Origin of the sequence: Miltoncostaea oceani (assembly GCF_018141545.1) — a bacterium.
In the GTDB taxonomy this organism is placed as follows: domain Bacteria; phylum Actinomycetota; class Thermoleophilia; order Miltoncostaeales; family Miltoncostaeaceae; genus Miltoncostaea; species Miltoncostaea oceani.
The window spans coordinates 1,094,092-1,110,298 of record NZ_CP064356.1 but is presented as its reverse complement, the minus strand read 5'-3'; the positions used below and the strand labels follow the sequence as shown (position 1 = coordinate 1,110,298).

The window sequence follows — 16,207 nt, the reverse complement described above, 5'->3', positions numbered from 1 at the left end:
GCGCCCCGTGCGCAGGATCGTCCTGGCGGTGGCCGCCCTCGTCGGCGCCGCCGCGACCGCCGGCCCCGCCGTCGCCGCGTTCCCCGGGCTCAACGGCGTGATCGCCATGGACCGCGACGGCCAGATCGTCGTCAAGAACCCGGGCGACCTCGGGGGCGGGACACCGCTCGCCGGGGGCACCACGGGCACGAACTCCGATCCCGCGTGGTCCGCCGACGGCCTGCGCCTCGCGTTCGTCAGCGACCGCGGCGGCTCACCCGCGATCTGGACGATGAACGCCGACGGCTCCGGCGCCGCGCAGTTCTCCGTCGGCGCGGGCGACGCGTCGGAGCCCGCGTGGAGCCCCGACGGCACCCGCATCGCCTACGCCGTGAACAACGGCACCGACGAGGACGTGGTCGTGCAGCCGCTCTCCGACGGCCTGCGCCTGACCGTGGCCGGTGGCGCAAGCGACCAGGACCTCCCCGTCTTCACGCCCGACGGCACGCGCGTCGTCTTCAACGACGACAGCGTCGGCGGCCTCTCGATCGTCGGCGCGACCGGCGCCGGTCGCGCGCCGTTCCTCGCCGACGCGGTCCAGGCGGACTTCTCCCCGGACGGCACCCGCATCATCGTGTCCCGGACCGACATCCAGCGCCTGCAGATCGTGAACGCCGACGGCACCGGCGGGACGTCGGTGCTCGACGGCCGCCCGGCGGCCCGGCCCGTCTGGTCCCCCGACGGGACCCGCATCCTCTACAGCCGGTTCGTCTCGAGCGGACCACCCCCGAACTACGACCTCTTCACGGTGTCGGCGGCCGGAGGCGGGGCCGAGACGGCGGAGGCGACCGCCGCCGGACTCGACTTCTCGCCCGACTGGCGGCCGATCGGCCCCGTCCCCGTGATCCGCGGGTTCCCCGTCCCGCTCGTCGCGGGCGCGCCGAGCGCGACCCTCACGGTGGACGGTACGGGCTTCGTCCCGCGGTCGGTCGTCCGCTGGAACGGCTCCAACCGGCCGACGTCCTGGGTCAGCCCCACCCGCGTCACGGCGGCGTTGACGGCCGCCGACGTCGCGGCGCCCGGGTCCGTCCCGGTCACGGTGTTCACGTCGCCGAGCGGTGGCGGCCTCTCGGCGCCGGTGAACGCCGTGGTGCCGGCGCCCCCGCCGCCCCCGCCGCGCATCCTGATCGGCACGTCCCGACTGTCGAAGCTGACGTGGACCCGCAGCCGCCTGCGCGGGACCCTGCGCGTCACCGGCACGCTGGAGCGCGCCGGCCGGGTCGAGGTGGCGCTGCTGAAGGGGCGGAAGGTCGCCCAGCGGCGGGTGCTGAACCTGCCGGCGGGCGCGTTCACCCGCACGGTGCCCCTGTCCCGCACGCTCGTCCCCGGTTCCTACACGCTGCGGATGATCGAGGCCGGTGCCGCCCCCGGCGGCGGTGCGGCGCTCGTCGGGACCACACGCGTCGTGCGCATCCCCGCCCCGCCGACCGGCGTGGTGGCCACCAGCTTCGTCAGCGCCATCCAGAACGGCCCGCCCGCGCGGACGCTGCGGGGCAAGTCCCGCATCTTCGCCACGTTCCGGTTCGCCGCCCTCCCGAAGAACGGGCGGCGGGTCACGACCCGGTGGTTCGGGCCGGGCGGGATCTCGACGCGCGCCGACGGGAAGCCCCGGCGACGCGTCGTCAGCTCCTTCGTGGGCCTGGCCGGCGGCCTGCCGGCGGGCACGTGGCGGTGCGAGCTGCGCGCCGGCGGGACCATCGTCGCCGTCGCGTCGGTGCGCCTGCGCTAGCCGGTCTCGAAGTCGGGCGGGGGCGGCGTCGGGTCCGGGCTCGGGGTGGGGCTCGGGCTCGGCGTCGGGCTCGGGCTCGGTGACGGGCTCGGCGTCGGGCTGGGGCCCGGCGTCGGAGACGGCGACGGCGTGACCTCCGGCGGCCGCTCCAGCAGCACCACGGAGACGGCCGAGCCGCCACGGGCGAGCCGGGCCGCGAGCGTCTGGAACCGGCGGGCCGGGGCCGACAGGCCCACCACGAGGCGCCCCGCCCGGGGCGCGACCGAGACGCGCACCCCGGCGGCGGTCGCGGTGCGCACGCCGGTGGTGATGCCGCCCTGCCACAGCTCGAGGGCGGCGCGGCCGTCGCCGATCGACCGGTCGGTGAGCCGCAGGCCCGAGGCGTCGAGGGAGCCCTCGGCGAGGTCGAGCGTGATCGTCACGCGACGCCCCGACACCGACGACGTCACGCGGGTCAGCTGCGCGGCGGGGGCGACGTCGTCCCCGAACCCCTCGACCGGGACGGCGTCGCCCGCGGTCCCCGCGGCCGGGTCGACCGGGACGAGCGCGCCGTCGGTCGTCAGGGCCTGGACCCCGGCGGCGGTCACCGCGATCGCCGCGGGGGTCGCGCCGAGCGCGACGAGGCGGGGCTCGGCGGCGGCCTGCGTGGTGTCGATGAGGGCGACGGCGTCGCTGCCGGGCAGCGCCGCCACGATGACCCCGGTCGCGGCGACGACGCCGATGTCCGCCGGGGTCGTCGGGGTGGCGAACGTGCCGACCGTCGCGCCCGTGGCGACGTCGACGGCCGCGACGCCGCGCTCGACCGGCACGTAGAGCCGGCCGCGGTCCTCGACGATCCGCCCGTGCGGCGCGGTGCCGACGGGGATGGGCGTGCCGGGCACCAGGGCGCCGCCGCTGACGCGCAGCAGCACCACCTGCCCCGCCCCCCCGTCGGCCACGGCGACGGTCCCGGCGGTCATGCCCAGCCCGGTGGGCGCGAAGTCGAGCGCCGCGCAGGGCCCGAGGCCCCCGGTCGCGACCCGGCAGACCCGTCCCCGGTCGCCGCTCGGGGCGCCCGCCACCGCGACGTCGCCCGAGGCGGCGGCGAGGGCGACCGCCCCCGGGAAGGCGACCGCCGACAGAGTCCGCAGGTCGCGGGCCCGGGCGACCGTGACCGTCGCGCCGTCGGCGACGACGACCCCGCCACCGCCGACGGCGACGGCCCGCGGGCCCGCCGGGTCGGCCAGCGTCGCGGCGGCGGCGCCGTCGGCGACCCGCACCACCCGCCCGGCGGGGTCCGCGACGACCACGGAGCCGCCGCCCGCGGCGACGGCGGGGGCGTCCTCCAGCACGAGGTCGGGTGCGAGCGGGGTCGTGGAGGGACCGGGGTCCGCGACGGGCGTGGTCCCGTCGTCACCGCCCCCGCCTCCCAGGGAGAGCACGAGCGCCGCGGCGCCCGCGGCCACGATCGCGGCGCCGCCGATCAGCAGCGGCGTGCGCCGGCGGGCGGGCGCGTCGGCGGGCGCCCCGGGCGCCTCCGTCGGCGCCGTGATCGGCGGGGGCGTCCGCGACCGCGGCGGCACCGTCAGCTCGAGCTCGGGACCGGGCGCGTCGTCCCCGGCGGGCGGCGGCTCGTCCGCCGGCGGGGGCTCCTCCGCGTGCGGCGGCTCCGGCGGCGGGGCGGCGGGGGGCGGCGGCGTGGGCGGCGGCGGCGCGTCGGCCGCGGGGGGCTCCGGCGGCGACGGCGGGGCGGCGGGAGGGGTCGGCGCCCCGCCGGGGGCGAACGTCCGGAAGCCGTCGTCGGCCGCCTCGGGCGCGGCGGGCGCCGCGCGCTCGACGGGGGCGTCGGGGGGCGCGGCCGGGCCGGGCGCGGCGCCCGGGCGGGCGAACGTCTCGAAGCCGGAGGGCGCGGGGGCCGGAGGCGGGGCCGCCGCCGGGGGGGCGGGTGCGGCCGGGGGCGACGCCTCGGCGCCGCGGGCGAACGTCTCGAACCCGGTCGGCGCCGGGGCCGGAGGCGGCGCCGCGGGTGCGGGCGGCGCCTCGGGCGGGGGGGCGGGGGTGACGGGCGGCGCCGTCGTCGCCGGCGGCGGGGACGCCGGCCGGTTCTGCGGGGCGGGCGTCGCGGGCGCCTGGATGCTGTCGAACGGGGCGGGGGTGAGCGGCGCGGCGGCGGCGGCGCCCGGCCCCTCCAGCAGGCGGGCGTCGCGGCGCCAGCGGGGGCCGAGGATGCGGATCACGATGCCCTCGAGGCGGTCCCACGCCTCCGCGGCGTCGGGCGGGCGGTCGGCGGGCGCCTTCGCCAGCATCGCCTCGAGCCACTGCGCGAGCTCGGGGTCGAGGTCGGGGCGCACCTGCGCCGGCGACGGCAGCGGCTCGTTGACGTGCTGCAGCAGCACCGCGATGGGCGTGTCCGCCATGTACGGGACGCGGCCGACGAGCATCTCGTAGGCCATCACGCCCACGGCGTAGAGGTCGGTCGGCGGGCCGACGCCCTTCGCCATCGCCTGCTCCGGCGACATGTAGGCGGGGGTGCCGACGGTGGTGCCCGTCGCGGTCGCGAAGCTCGTCTGGACCTCGTTGACGGCCTTCGCGATGCCGAAGTCGGCGACCTTCACCGTCCCGGCCCGCGTCAGCATCAGGTTCTCGGGCTTCAGGTCGCGGTGCACGATGCCCTGCTCGGAGGCGTGTGACAGGGCGGCGAGCACCCCCTCCAGCACCCCGGCGACCTGGGCCAGGCCGAGGCCCCGCACGTGCGGCCGCAGCGACCCCCGCTCCAGGTACTCCATCGCGATGTAGGGGGTGCCGTCGTGCTGCAGGTACTCGTGCACCGTCACGATGTTCGGGTGGCCGAGGGAGCCGGTGATGCGCGACTCCTGCAGGAAGCGCGCCGCGGCGGCGGGGTCGGTGGCGTGGAACGCGCCGAGCTGCTTCAGGGCGACGTCGCGGTCGAGGTCGGTCTGGCGGGCGAGGTACACGGCGGCCATGCCGCCGCGGCCGATCTCGCGGACGATCTCGTAGCGGCCGACGCGCTCGCCCTCGCGCGGCACGGCTAACGCACCCGGCGGGGCGGGCCCGCGGGTCGCCGGCCGGGGGCGCTCACGCCTGGACCGTCGTCTGCCCGGGCGAGACGACCATCACGGTCCCGGGCGGCACCCCGTCGGTCATCCCCGACAGGACGTCGGTGTGGACGGGCATGCCGCCCGCCGTCACGGTCGGCGCGCTGCCACCCGGCAGCACCGCGACGACCGTCGTGCAGGGCTTGGAGGAGATCGTGGGCGGCTGGGCGCATCCGACGATCGGGGCGCCCATGATGTCCGTCTCGCGCAGCACCGGTGCCCCCTGGATGGTCACCGTCGCCTGCTTCGGCGCGAGCTGCACCTGGCCGCCGTGGATGCAGACGATCCTGGCATTGGTCGTTACCACGAACGGCATGGCCCCTCCAGGGGACTGGTCAGCGGAGACCTCCCGCCACTATATTTCTCGCGCGACTGGACGGGCACGCCGGATTGCGCGCCCCTGACGAGGTCTCGCCGGTGAAGGTCTTCGTTCTCGATCCCCACATGATCTACCGCCGGGGCCTCACGTCGTGCCTGGGGGACGCCGAGGGGATCGACGCGGTCGCCGAGGCCGGCAGCGTCGGCGACGCCTGGGTGCACCCGGACCTCCCGGAGTCCACCGTCGTCGTGCTCGACCACGGGCTGCCGGGCGGGCTGGAGTTCATCCGCCAAGTGCGCGAGGCGACCGGCGCGCAGGTGCTGGTGTGCTCGTCGCGCAGCGAGGAGGGCGAGGTCGTCGCCGCCGTCGCCGCCGGGTCGATGGGCTACGTCTGCAAGGACACCCTGACGCCGGAGTCGCTCGTCGCCGCGGTCCGGGCCGCCGCGAGCGGCGCGGGCGTGATGGAGCCGGGGATGCTCGGCACCCTGCTGCGCGGCATCTCGCGCGCGTCGGAGGAGGTCCTCGAGCCGCGCGGCCTCTCGCTGACCCGCCTCAACCCCCGCGAGCAGCAGGTGCTGCGCCTCGTCGCCGAGGGCCACCCGATCCGCGAGGTCGCGGAGCAGCTCCGCTACAGCGAGCGGACGATCAAGAACGTGATCCACGACGTCGTGACGAAGCTCAACGTGCGCACCCGCTCCCAGGCCGTCGCCCGCGCGGTCCGGGAGGGCCTGATCTGACCCGGGCCCGCACCGTCGCGGCCCTCGCGGCCGCCGCGGCCCTCCTCGCCCTGCCGGGGGCGGCCGTCGGCGCGTTCCCCGGGCTGAACGGCAAGATCGCCTACGAGAAGGACGGGCAGATCTGGGTGAAGGACGAGGGGTCCTCCAACGACGAGGCCCTGACGACGCTCGGCGGGCGCGACCCCGCGTGGTCCCCCGACGGCCTGCGCATCGCGTTCACCGCCGACCGCGGCACCGGCGACGACATCTGGGTGATGGACGCCGACGGCTCCGACCAGGCCCGGCTGACATCGTCGCCGGTCAGCGAGTCCGACCCGGCCTGGTCGCCCGACGGCACCCGCATCGCGTTCCGCGGGTTCGGCGACGCCACCGCGCAAATCGTGGTGATGAACGCCAACGGCTCGAACCCGCGGCCGATCACCTCCAACGACAACATCAACCTCGGCCCCGCGTGGTCGCCCGACGGCACCCGCATCGCGTGGCGCCACTTCTCCGGCGGGACCGGGATCTCGGTGATGCGGGCGGACGGCACCGACCCCGTGCAGATCCTCCCCTCGGCGACGCGGCCGAACTGGTTCCCGGACGGCAGCCGCCTCGCCGTCGAGCGCTCCGGCGACATCTGGAGCGTCGCCCCCGACGGCTCCGCCCCCGTGCCGCTGACCGACGACCCCGCGGCCGACTACGAGCCGGCGGTCTCCCCCGACGGTCGGCTCATCGCGTTCGCCAGCTTCCGCGAGGCGGGCAACTCCGAGATCTACGTCATGCAGGCCGACGGCTCGATCGAGATCCGCAACACCCTCACCGCGGCGGGGGTCCAGGACAGCGACCCCGACTGGCAGCCGCTCGGGCCGCCGCCGGACATCACGGGGCTCTCCCGACCGGTCGCGGGGGGGCCGGGGGCGACGCTGACGGTCGACGGCACGGGGTTCGTGCTCCGCTCGGTCGTGCGGTGGAACGGGGCGGACCGCCCCACGACGTACGTCTCCCCCACCCGCCTCACCGCCCAGCTCACCGCCGCCGACGTCGCGTCGGCCGGCACCGCCCCCGTCACGGTCTTCACGTCACCGGCCGGCGGCGGCCTGTCGCTCCCCCGGACGGCGACCGTCGACCCGCCCCCGCCGCCCGGGCCCGCGGCGGCGCGGCCGTCGCTGACCATCGTCTCGGCGCGCGTCACGGCGCGCTGGAACCGCAGCCGCGTGCGGGGCGCGGTGCGCGTGACCGGCGCGGCCGCCCGCGGCGGGCGCGTCGAGATCGCCCTGCTGCGGGGCGCCGGCCGGTCGGAGCGGGTGCTGCAGCGGCAGGTGGTGACGCTCGCCGGCGGCCCGTTCCGGCAGCGCGTCGTGCTCTCCCCGCGCCTCGCCCCCGGCCCCCTGCGGGTGCGGCTGCGGGAGGTCGGCACCCCGCCCGGTCCCGCCCTCACCGACGCCGTCGCCGCCGCGCGGCTCGCGGCGCCGCCCGAGGGCGTCGTGCGGCGTGCGTTCGTCAGCGGCCTGCAGAACGGCCCGGCGGCGCGCGGCCTGAGCGCCCGCCGGCGGATCTTCGCGCACTTCGTGTTCTCCGCCCGCCCCGCGAAGGGCCGGCGGATCACGGTGACCTGGACCCGCGACGACCGGGTGGCGGGCGGGGCGACGCGCAAGGCGTTCGCGCCGACGGTGGTCGCCTTCATCGGCGGCTCGTCGGGGCGCCTGCCCGCCGGCCTCTACCGCGCGACGCTCCGCGCGGGCGGCACGGTGGTGGCGACGACGGCGGTCCGGCTCACCTGACGCCGGTGGGGAGGGCCTCCTCGCCCACCGAGGCGACGCAGGCCTCGTCGCCGCGGGCGCGGGTGGTCGCGACGCGCAGGGTGGCGTCGGGGGCGAACGCCGCCAGCATCCCCCGCCAGATGGCGCGGTCGAGGCCGCAGATGCGCTCCGGGTCGTCGAACGCGAGCTCCTCGAAGGGGCAGGCGCAGGCGCGGAGGCGCTGACCGGTCTCGGCGCGGGCCGCGAAGCCGTACCGCGACAGGAGCCGCACGACGGCCTCGATCGCCTCGGCCGGCGTCGCGTCGGGGGCGGTGCCGCCCGCGGCGACCTCGGCGAGGCCGAGCTCGAAGCCGAAGTCGTGGCCCACGCGCTCCAGCACCTCCTGCGGGTCGGTGGCGGAGCGGTCGCGCGAGGCGCGCAGCAGGAGCGACGCCAGCAGCTCGTAGTGGCGCTCCGGCAGGGCGACGAGCACCTCGGCCTCCGCGGGCCGGTAGCGCTTCGGCGGACGGCCGGCGCCGGGCCCGGCGCGTCCCGCGTCGCGGCGGAACTCGGCCTCGAGGAACCCGTGCTCGACGAGCTTGTCGAGGTGGAAGCCCGCGAGCCGGCGGTCGATGCCCACGGCGGCGGCGACGTCGTCCTTCGACTGGTCGCGCCCGGCGGCGCGGACCGCGAAGAACACCCGGCGACGGGTGGGGTCGCCGAGGGCGGCCGCCAGCCGGCCGATGTCCCGATCCGCGCGTTCCTCTCCGCCCGTCACACCCACGCCCCCCACACGACACCTCAGGCGCCCCGGTCGATGCCCACGATACACCCGGTCGTTGTACCGTCAGCCCATGAGGTCGCGCCTGATGCTCGCCGTCGTCTCCGCATCCGCGCTGGCGGGCGCCGCGCCGGCGCTCGGCGCGTGGGAGGCCCCGGTGCGCGCGTCGAAGGGCCCGCTGCCCGCGCACTCCCCCGACGTCGCCGTCAACGCCCGCGGCGACGCGGTCGCGGCCTGGGTGCGGGGGGCGCGACGCGACGCGATGATCGTCGTCAGCCAGCGCCCGGCGGGGGGCGACTGGGGCGCCCCGGTGGCGATCTCGCGGCGCGGCCGCCCCGCCATCGATCCCCAGGTGGCGATCGATGGGCAGGGCCTCGCCCTCGTGACGTGGCGCCAGGTGGTCCGCACCCGGATCGTCCGCACCGAGTCCGGGCGCCGCCGCCAGGCCGTCTACGTGACCCGTGCACGGGAGCGCGCCACCGCCGACGCCCGCTGGAGCCCCATCACGACCCTCTCGAGCTCCCGCAACAAGGTCGGCCCGCCCCGCCTGGCGATGGACGACACGGGGGCGGCCGTCGTCGCCTGGCACTGGGGCACCGGCACCACGCCGCGCGCGCCGGGCTTCGTCGGGGAGGTCCAGGTCGCCGAGCGGTCGTCCGACGGCGCGTGGACCCCGCCGCGCCGGGTCTCGCGCGCGACGCTCTGCTCCGAGGTGCGGCTGCCGCGCGTCGCCGTCGGCGGCCGCGGCCACGCGGTGGTCTGGTGGCAGTGCGACCTGCCGGAGGGCCGCAGCACCGCCCTCGCGATCTCGCGCGCCCCCGGCGACGCCTTCGGCTCGGAGGCCGAGCTGCCGTTCCGCACCGACGCGGACGTCTCGGCCGACCTGGCCGTCTCGGACGCCGGGCGGGTCGCGGCGGTCAGCGCCACGGCCGACGGGTCGCTGCGCTGGTGGCGGGGGGAGATCGCGGAGCGCCTCACGCTGCAGGTGCTGCCGGCGCTCGGCCCCACCGAGCGCAGCGACCCCGAGGCGGGGGCGCCGCGCATCGCCGTCAACGCCGGCGGCGACGCCCTCACCGCCTGGACCGACCGGGCGGGGCGGCCGCGCACCGCGCCGATCGCCGCCGACCTCGGCGTCGGCACCCCCTCCTCGCTGGGGTCGGCCATCGACGACACCCGCGGCATCCGCGTCGCCGCGGCCGACATGGCCCGGCGCGGCGTCGTCGCGTGGACGGCCGACGGGAGGGTCGTGGCGGCCACCCGCTCCTCCGACGGGTCGGTGACGACGGGCGAGACCGTCTCGGGCGCGGGGGTCGTCACGGGCGACGCGCCGGCGCTCGACACGGACGCCGCCGGGGACGCCGAGCTCCTCTGGACCCGCGCCGCGGGCGGGCGCACCGTGGTCGAGCGGGCCTCGGGACCCGTCTCCTGACGCCACGGGCCACGGCCCGCGCCGCCCGTAGCGGCTAGTCTGGAGCGCTGGCGGAGGGCGCATGCCGCGCCGCGGAGGGCCGGTGTCGTACGACACTCCCCCGATTACGGCGATGCGCGTATCCTTTAGACCAGACGCCCGAGTTCCACACGCGACCGGGGAGGGCCCGTGTCCACAGTCAAGCCGCCCGACATCGATCTCGGCCAGTACAAGTTCGGCTGGCACGACCCGGCGAACTACGTGTTCGAGCCCAAGCGCGGGCTCAACGCCGACGTCGTCCGCGAGATCTCGTTCCTGAAGGGCGAGCCGGAGTGGATGCTGAAGTTCCGCCTTCGCGCCCTGGAGATCTTCGAGCGCAAGCCCATGCCCCAGTGGGGCGGGGACATGGACGGCATCGACTTCCAGAACATCTTCTACTTCATCCGCTCGTCGGAGAAGCAGAGCACCGACTGGAACGACGTCCCGTCCGACATCAAGAACACGTTCGACCGCCTGGGCATCCCGGAGGCCGAGCAGAAGTACCTGTCGGGCGTGAGCGCCCAGTACGAGAGCGAGGTCGTCTACCACTCGCTGCGGGAGGACCTCGACAAGAAGGGCGTCATCTTCTGCGACACGGACACCGCGCTCCGTGAGCACGAGGAGATCTTCCGCAAGCACTGGGCCACGATCATCCCCCCGGGCGACAACAAGCTCGCCGCGCTGAACTCGGCCGTGTGGTCGGGCGGCTCGTTCATCTGGGTCCCGCCGGGCGTGCAGGTCGAGATCCCGCTGCAGGCCTACTTCCGCATCAACGCGGAGAACATGGGCCAGTTCGAGCGGACGCTGATCATCTGCGAGCCGGGCTCGTTCGTGCACTACGTCGAGGGCTGCACCGCCCCCGTCTACTCGAGCGACTCCCTGCACTCGGCGGTGGTGGAGATCATCGTCAAGGAGGGCGCCCGCTGCCGGTACACGACCATCCAGAACTGGTCGACGAACGTCTACAACCTGGTCACCAAGCGCGCCGAGGCCCAGAAGAACGCCACGATGGAGTGGGTCGACGGCAACCTCGGGTCGAAGCTGACGATGAAGTACCCCGCCGTCTGGATGACCGGTCCCGGCGCACGCGGCGAGGTGCTCTCGGTGGCGATGGCCAGCGAGGGGATGCACCAGGACGCCGGCGCGAAGATGGTCCACGTCGCCCCCGACACGTCCTCGACGATCGTGTCGAAGTCGATCTCGCGCGGCGGCGGACGCACCAGCTACCGCGGCCTCGTGCAGGTCGAGCCCGGGGCGAAGCGCGCGAAGGCGTCGGTCGTCTGCGACGCGCTGCTCCTCGACGAGGACAGCCGCTCGGACACCTACCCCTACATGGACATCCGCGAGGAGGACTCCTCGATCGGCCACGAGGCCACGGTGTCCAAGGTCGCCGACGACCAGATCTTCTACCTCATGAGCCGCGGGCTCTCCGAGGAGGAGGCCATGGCGATGATCGTGCGCGGCTTCATCGAGCCGATCGCGAAGGAGCTCCCCATGGAGTACGCGGTGGAGCTGAACCGGCTCATCGAGCTGCAGATGGAGGGCTCGATTGGCTGAGCGACCCGGCTGGGCCGCGGACGTCCGCGACGCCGCCACGCAGACCCTGTCCACCCTCCCGGGCCTCACGGGCCGGGAGGAGGACTGGCGCTTCACCCCGCCCGCCGACCTGGCGCTGCTGACGGGCGACGCGCCCGAGGCGCCGGGCGCGGTCGACGTGCCGAGCACCGCGGGCGGCCCCCGCGCGGCACGGCTCCAGCTCGTGGACGGCGCGCCCTCCGCGCCGTCCCTCGAGTCGCTGCCCGACGGCGTGATCGTCGCCGAGCTGGGCGCCGCGCTGGCCGACCACGAGGCCCTCGTCCGCGAGCGCCTCTACGGCCTGATCGGCTTCGAGCAGCACGCCGGCGCGCTGAACGCGGCCCGCTGGGACGGCGGCCTGTTCGTCCACGTCCCCCGAGGCGTCGAGGTCGAGCTGCCGATCGAGTCGCTGCTCTCCGCCACCGGCCTCGCCGGCCGCGTCCTCGGGCGCTCGCTGATCGTCGTCGAGGAGGGCGCGAAGGCCACGGTCATCGAGCGCTTCACCTCCGGCGACTTCGCGTCCCCGGTCAGCGCCTCGTCGGTGGTCGAGCTCTACGTGGGCCAGGGCGCCGAGCTGGAGCACGTCTCCGTCGTCGACTGGGGCGCCGGCGTGCGCCACCACGCGATGCTGCGCGCCCGCGTCGACCGCGACGCGAAGGCCCGCTCGGTCTTCGTCACGCTCGGCGGCGACGTCGTGCGCGTCGAGCCGACCGTCGTCTGCGCCGGCCCGGGCTCCGACGCCCGCGCGCTCGGCCTCTACTTCGCCGGTGGCGACCAGCACTTCGAGCACCGGGTGATCGCCCGCCACGAGGCGCCGCAGTCGTACTCGAACCTGCTCTACAAGGGTGCGATCCAGGACCACGCGCACACCGTGTTCTTCGGCAACCTGATCGTCCCGCCGGGCGCGCCCGGCACCGACGCGTACCAGACGAACCGCAACCTCGTCCTCAACGACGGGGCGCGGGCCGACACGATCCCGTTCCTCGAGATCGAGACGGCCGAGGTGAAGTGCTCGCACGCCGGGGCCGTCGGCCGCGTCGACGACGAGCACCTCTTCTACCTGCAGTCCCGCGGCGTCCCGACGGCCGAGGCGAAGCGCCTCATCGTCATGGGCTTCCTCCAGGAGGTCCTCGAGCAGGTCAGCCTGGTCGAGCTCCGCGAGGAGCTGGAGCGCGCGGTGCAGGCGAAGCTGGCGTGATCGACGTCGCCGCCCTCGAGGACCTGACCCCCGGTGAGCCGCACCTCGTGCAGCTCGGCGACACGCCGGTGTGCCTGGTCGTCGTGGACGGCACCGTCCGCGCGGTGCACGACATCTGCACCCACGCCTTCGAGTCCCTGTCGGCGGGCTGGGTCGAGGGCGACCGCATCGAGTGTCCCCGTCACGGCGCGCAGTTCTGCCTGACGACCGGCGAGGCGCTGACGCCGCCCGCGTCGCGTGCGCTGCCGACCTACCGCGTCGAGGTGCGGGACGGACGTGTCCTCGTGGACCCCGCCCCGAGCACCCAACACCCATTGATCCGCTGAGGAGAACCGTGAGCGAACCCATCCTGCAGATCAGCGGCCTCGAGGTCGCCGTGGACGGAACCCCGATCCTGAAGGGCGTCGACCTGACCGTGCCCCAGGGCGAGGTCCACGCGCTGATGGGGCCCAACGGCTCCGGCAAGAGCACCCTCGCGTACGCGCTGGCCGGGCACCCCCGGTACGAGATCACCGGCGGGTCGGTGATCTTCGACGGCCAGGACATCGTGGAGATGGAGGCCGACGAGCGCGCCGCCCTCGGCATGTTCCTCGCGATGCAGTACCCCGTCGAGGTCCCGGGCGTCTCCGTCATGAACTTCCTGCGGACGTCGCTGAACGCGATCCGCGGCGAGGAGATCTCGCCCCGCGACTTCATCAAGCTCTTCGACGCGAAGTCGGAGCTCCTCGGCTTCGACCGCTCCTTCGCCGACCGCTACCTCAACCAGGGGTTCTCGGGCGGCGAGAAGAAGCGCCACGAGATCCTGCAGATGGCCATGATCGAGCCGAAGTTCGCGGTGCTCGACGAGACCGACTCCGGCCTCGACGTCGACGCCCTGAAGGTCGTGTCCGAGGGCGTCAACACGATGCGCGGCCCGAACCTCGGGGTCCTCATCATCACCCACTACACGCGCATCCTCCGGTACATCAGGCCCGACGTGGTCCACGTGATGTTCGAGGGCCGCATCGCCAAGACCGGCGGCCCCGAGCTGGCCGACCACCTCGAGGAGAACGGCTACGTCGAGTTCGGCGCCGCCGAGGAGGCCGCGGCACCCGCCGCGGGATGACGGCCGTGGGCACCGCCGCGACCATCGACGTCCCGGCGGTCCGCGCCGACTTCCCGATCCTGGGGCGGCGCGTCCACGACGCGCCGCTCGTCTACCTCGACTCGGCGGCGACCTCGCAGAAGCCGTCGTCGGTGCTCGCGGCGATGGACGCCTACTACCGCGAGACGAACGCCAACGTGCACCGCGGCGTCTACGAGCTGGCGGCCGAGGCGACCGCCCGCTTCGAGGCGGGCCGTGACGCGGTGGCCCGCCTCGTCGGCAGCCCCCGCGAGGGCGTGATCCTCACCAAGAACGCGAGCGAGGCGATCAACCTCGTCGCGTGGGCGTGGGGCGTCCGCACCCTCGTCCCCGGCGACGAGATCGTCGTCACCGAGATGGAGCACCACTCCGGCATCGTGCCGTGGCAGATCGTCGCCGGCATCACGGGGGCGACGGTCCGGTTCGTGCCGGTCACCCCCGGGGGCGAGCTCGACATGGACGCCGCACGGGCCCTGATCGGCGGCGGCCGCGTGAAGATGGTCGGGGTCGTCCACGCGAGCAACGTGCTCGGCACCATCAACCCCGTCGCCGAGATCGCGGCGCTCGCCCACGAGGCCGGCGCGCTCTGCCTGGTCGACGCGTCGCAGAGCGTCCCCCACATGCCGGTCGACTTCGCGTCTCTCGGCTGCGACTTCATGGCCTTCACGGGCCACAAGATGCTCGGCCCGACCGGCATCGGCGTCCTCGTCGGGCGGCCGGAGGTCCTCGACGCGATGGAGCCGTTCCTCGGTGGCGGCGAGATGATCTCCGACGTCTCGACGAGCGGCTCGACGTGGGCCGACCTGCCGTGGAAGTTCGAGGCGGGCACCCCGCCGATCGCGGAGGCCGTGGGCCTCGGCGCCGCCGCCGAGTACCTCATGGCGGTCGGCCTCGACGCGGTGCGGGCGCACGAGGTGGACCTCACGGCCCACATGCTCGACGCGCTCGCCGGCATCCGCGGCCTGACGGTGTACGGCCCGCGCGACCCCGCGGCCCGCGGAGGCGCCGTGTCGTTCAGCATGGACGACCTGCACCCGCACGACATCGCGCAGCTCATCGACCAGGACGGCGTCTGCGTCCGCGCGGGGCACCACTGCGCGAAGCCGCTGATGCGGGTGCTGGGCGTGGGCGCCACGGCCCGCGCGAGCACCTACCTCTACAATTCCCACGACGACATCGACGCGCTGGTGCGGGCACTCCATGCCGCGCGGGCCGCGTTCGCCTAGGGCGGGGAGCGACGTGGGCGGCCTCGACGACCTCTACCAGGAGCTGATCCTGGACCACTATCGCCGCAAGCGCGGCGAGGGGACGCTGGACGGCCCGACCGTGGCCGTCGACCAGCACAACCCGCTGTGCGGCGACGAGGTCCACCTGGAGATGATCATCGAGGACGGCCGCGTCACGGAGCTCGCCCACACCGGCCAGGGGTGCTCCATCTCCCAGGCGTCGGTGTCGATGATGAGCCAGGCGGTCACGGGCCGCTCGCTGGAGGACGCCCTCGGCGTCGTCGAGCACTTCCGCCAGGTGATGCACGGCGACGAGGCGGCCGACGAGGACCGCCTCGGCGACGCCGTCGCCCTGGAGGGCGTGGCCCGCTACCCGGTGCGCGTGAAGTGCGCGCTGCTCGGGTGGATGGCCGCGAAGGACGCGATCCTGACGTATCAGCGCGACACCGGGGAGGTGGTCTGAGTGGCGACCGAGGACGACATCCGCAGCGCCATGAAGCAGGTCGAGGACCCCGAGCTCGGCGTGAACGTCGTCGATCTCGGCCTGCTCTACAAGGTGAACATCGACGACGCCGGCAACGTGGTCCTCGACATGACGCTGACCTCGATGGGCTGCCCGCTCACCGAGCAGATCCTCGGGGACTCGCGCAACGCCGTCGAGCCGCTCGAGGGCGTCACCAGCGTCGACGTCAACTGGGTCTGGGACCCGCCGTGGACGCCGGAGTCGATGACCGAGGAGGGGCGCTTCCTGATGAAGGTGATGGGCTATGGCTGAGGTCGCCGCCGCCCCGCCCCTCACCCTCGAGGAGAAGAAGGCCGCGGCGCGGGCACGCGCCCGCGCGGCGCGGGCCGCCGAAGCCGGGGGCGAGGCCTTCGTCACCGTCTCCCCCGCCGCCGCCGACTACATCCGGGAGTCGGCGCGCGCGCAGGGACGGCCCGACGGCGTGCGCCTGCGCATCCTCGCCGGCGGCTGCTCCGGACTGGAGTACAAGCTCGACCTGCTGCAGCCGGGCGAGACGGCCGGCGCGGGCGACCGCGAGGTCGTCTCGAACGGCGTCACGATGCTGATGGACCTGAAGTCGGCGATCCACGTGACCGGCTCGGTCATCGACTACGAGCAGGGCCTGCTGCGCCGGGGCTTCCGCATCAACAACCCGAACGCGACGTCCACCTGCTCCTGCGGGGACAGCTTCGGGGCCTGACCCGCGGCGGTCGCC

The 16,207-nt window shown here is 75.4% G+C and carries 15 protein-coding genes; 12 read left to right on the top strand and 3 right to left on the bottom strand.

Features of this window, described 5'->3' with window-relative positions:
* Positions 1-7 precede the first annotated feature (7 nt).
* Complete coding sequence (locus IU369_RS05585) at positions 8-1,768, top strand: TolB family protein (RefSeq protein WP_217923585.1); 1,761 nt, start codon at positions 8-10, stop codon at positions 1,766-1,768.
* Here the strand turns inward: IU369_RS05585 and IU369_RS05580 are convergent.
* Together IU369_RS05580 and IU369_RS05575 are read right to left on the bottom strand one after the other, a co-directional pair.
* The gene (locus IU369_RS05580; RefSeq protein ID WP_217923584.1) at positions 1,765-4,794 is read right to left on the bottom strand and encodes a serine/threonine-protein kinase; all 3,030 of its coding nucleotides are present in this window, start codon (positions 4,792-4,794) and stop codon (positions 1,765-1,767) included. The genes IU369_RS05585 and IU369_RS05580 overlap by 4 nt on opposite strands.
* A 49-nt stretch (positions 4,795-4,843) precedes the next feature.
* Positions 4,844-5,179 carry a hypothetical protein gene (locus IU369_RS05575; protein WP_217923583.1) on the bottom strand — a complete coding sequence of 112 codons (336 nt, stop codon included), beginning with the start codon at positions 5,177-5,179 and terminating at the stop codon, positions 4,844-4,846.
* A gap of 101 nt (positions 5,180-5,280) precedes the next feature.
* On the opposite strand from IU369_RS05575, the gene IU369_RS05570 reads away from it, so the two are divergent.
* Positions 5,281-5,919 (top strand): LuxR C-terminal-related transcriptional regulator, encoded by a 639-nt coding sequence (locus IU369_RS05570; RefSeq protein ID WP_217923582.1) that lies wholly within the window; start codon positions 5,281-5,283, stop codon positions 5,917-5,919.
* 125 nt (positions 5,920-6,044) lie between these two features.
* A complete protein-coding gene (locus IU369_RS05565) occupies positions 6,045-7,682 on the top strand; it encodes an IPT/TIG domain-containing protein (protein ID WP_217923581.1) in 1,638 nt (545 codons plus the stop codon).
* On the opposite strand, the gene IU369_RS05560 is transcribed toward IU369_RS05565, so the two are convergent.
* A complete protein-coding gene (locus tag IU369_RS05560) occupies positions 7,675-8,424 on the bottom strand; it encodes a helix-turn-helix transcriptional regulator (protein WP_217923580.1) in 750 nt (249 codons plus the stop codon). The two genes, IU369_RS05565 and IU369_RS05560, sit on opposite strands and share 8 nt — an antisense overlap.
* A 70-nt stretch (positions 8,425-8,494) precedes the next feature.
* On the opposite strand from IU369_RS05560, the gene IU369_RS05555 reads away from it, so the two are divergent.
* From IU369_RS05555 to IU369_RS05515, 9 genes are all read left to right on the top strand, one after another.
* Positions 8,495-9,850, top strand: a complete 1,356-nt coding sequence (locus IU369_RS05555) for a hypothetical protein (RefSeq protein WP_217923579.1) — start codon at positions 8,495-8,497, stop codon at positions 9,848-9,850.
* Positions 9,851-10,018: 168 nt separating this feature from the next.
* The gene (gene sufB, locus IU369_RS05550) at positions 10,019-11,425 is read left to right on the top strand and encodes a Fe-S cluster assembly protein SufB (RefSeq protein ID WP_217923578.1); all 1,407 of its coding nucleotides are present in this window, start codon (positions 10,019-10,021) and stop codon (positions 11,423-11,425) included.
* On the top strand, positions 11,418-12,641 hold the full coding sequence (gene sufD, locus IU369_RS05545) for a Fe-S cluster assembly protein SufD (RefSeq protein WP_217923577.1): 1,224 nt from the start codon (positions 11,418-11,420) through the stop codon (positions 12,639-12,641). The genes sufB and sufD overlap by 8 nt, the downstream gene beginning before the upstream one ends.
* Positions 12,638-12,967, top strand: coding sequence for a non-heme iron oxygenase ferredoxin subunit (locus IU369_RS05540; RefSeq protein WP_217923576.1), 330 nt, complete (start codon positions 12,638-12,640; stop codon positions 12,965-12,967). The genes sufD and IU369_RS05540 overlap by 4 nt, the downstream gene beginning before the upstream one ends.
* 8 nt (positions 12,968-12,975) lie before the next feature.
* A complete protein-coding gene (sufC, locus tag IU369_RS05535) occupies positions 12,976-13,746 on the top strand; it encodes a Fe-S cluster assembly ATPase SufC (RefSeq protein ID WP_246551350.1) in 771 nt (256 codons plus the stop codon).
* Positions 13,743-14,990 carry an aminotransferase class V-fold PLP-dependent enzyme gene (locus IU369_RS05530; protein WP_217923575.1) on the top strand — a complete coding sequence of 416 codons (1,248 nt, stop codon included), beginning with the start codon at positions 13,743-13,745 and terminating at the stop codon, positions 14,988-14,990. The genes sufC and IU369_RS05530 overlap by 4 nt, the downstream gene beginning before the upstream one ends.
* A gap of 13 nt (positions 14,991-15,003) precedes the next feature.
* Positions 15,004-15,453, top strand: a complete 450-nt coding sequence (gene sufU / locus IU369_RS05525; protein WP_217923574.1) for a Fe-S cluster assembly sulfur transfer protein SufU — start codon at positions 15,004-15,006, stop codon at positions 15,451-15,453.
* Positions 15,454-15,765 (top strand): metal-sulfur cluster assembly factor, encoded by a 312-nt coding sequence (locus IU369_RS05520; protein WP_246551348.1) that lies wholly within the window; start codon positions 15,454-15,456, stop codon positions 15,763-15,765.
* Positions 15,758-16,192: a HesB/IscA family protein gene (locus tag IU369_RS05515; protein ID WP_217923573.1), complete on the top strand. Its 435-nt coding sequence runs from the start codon at positions 15,758-15,760 to the stop codon at positions 16,190-16,192. The genes IU369_RS05520 and IU369_RS05515 overlap by 8 nt, the downstream gene beginning before the upstream one ends.
* Positions 16,193-16,207: the final 15 nt, after the last annotated feature.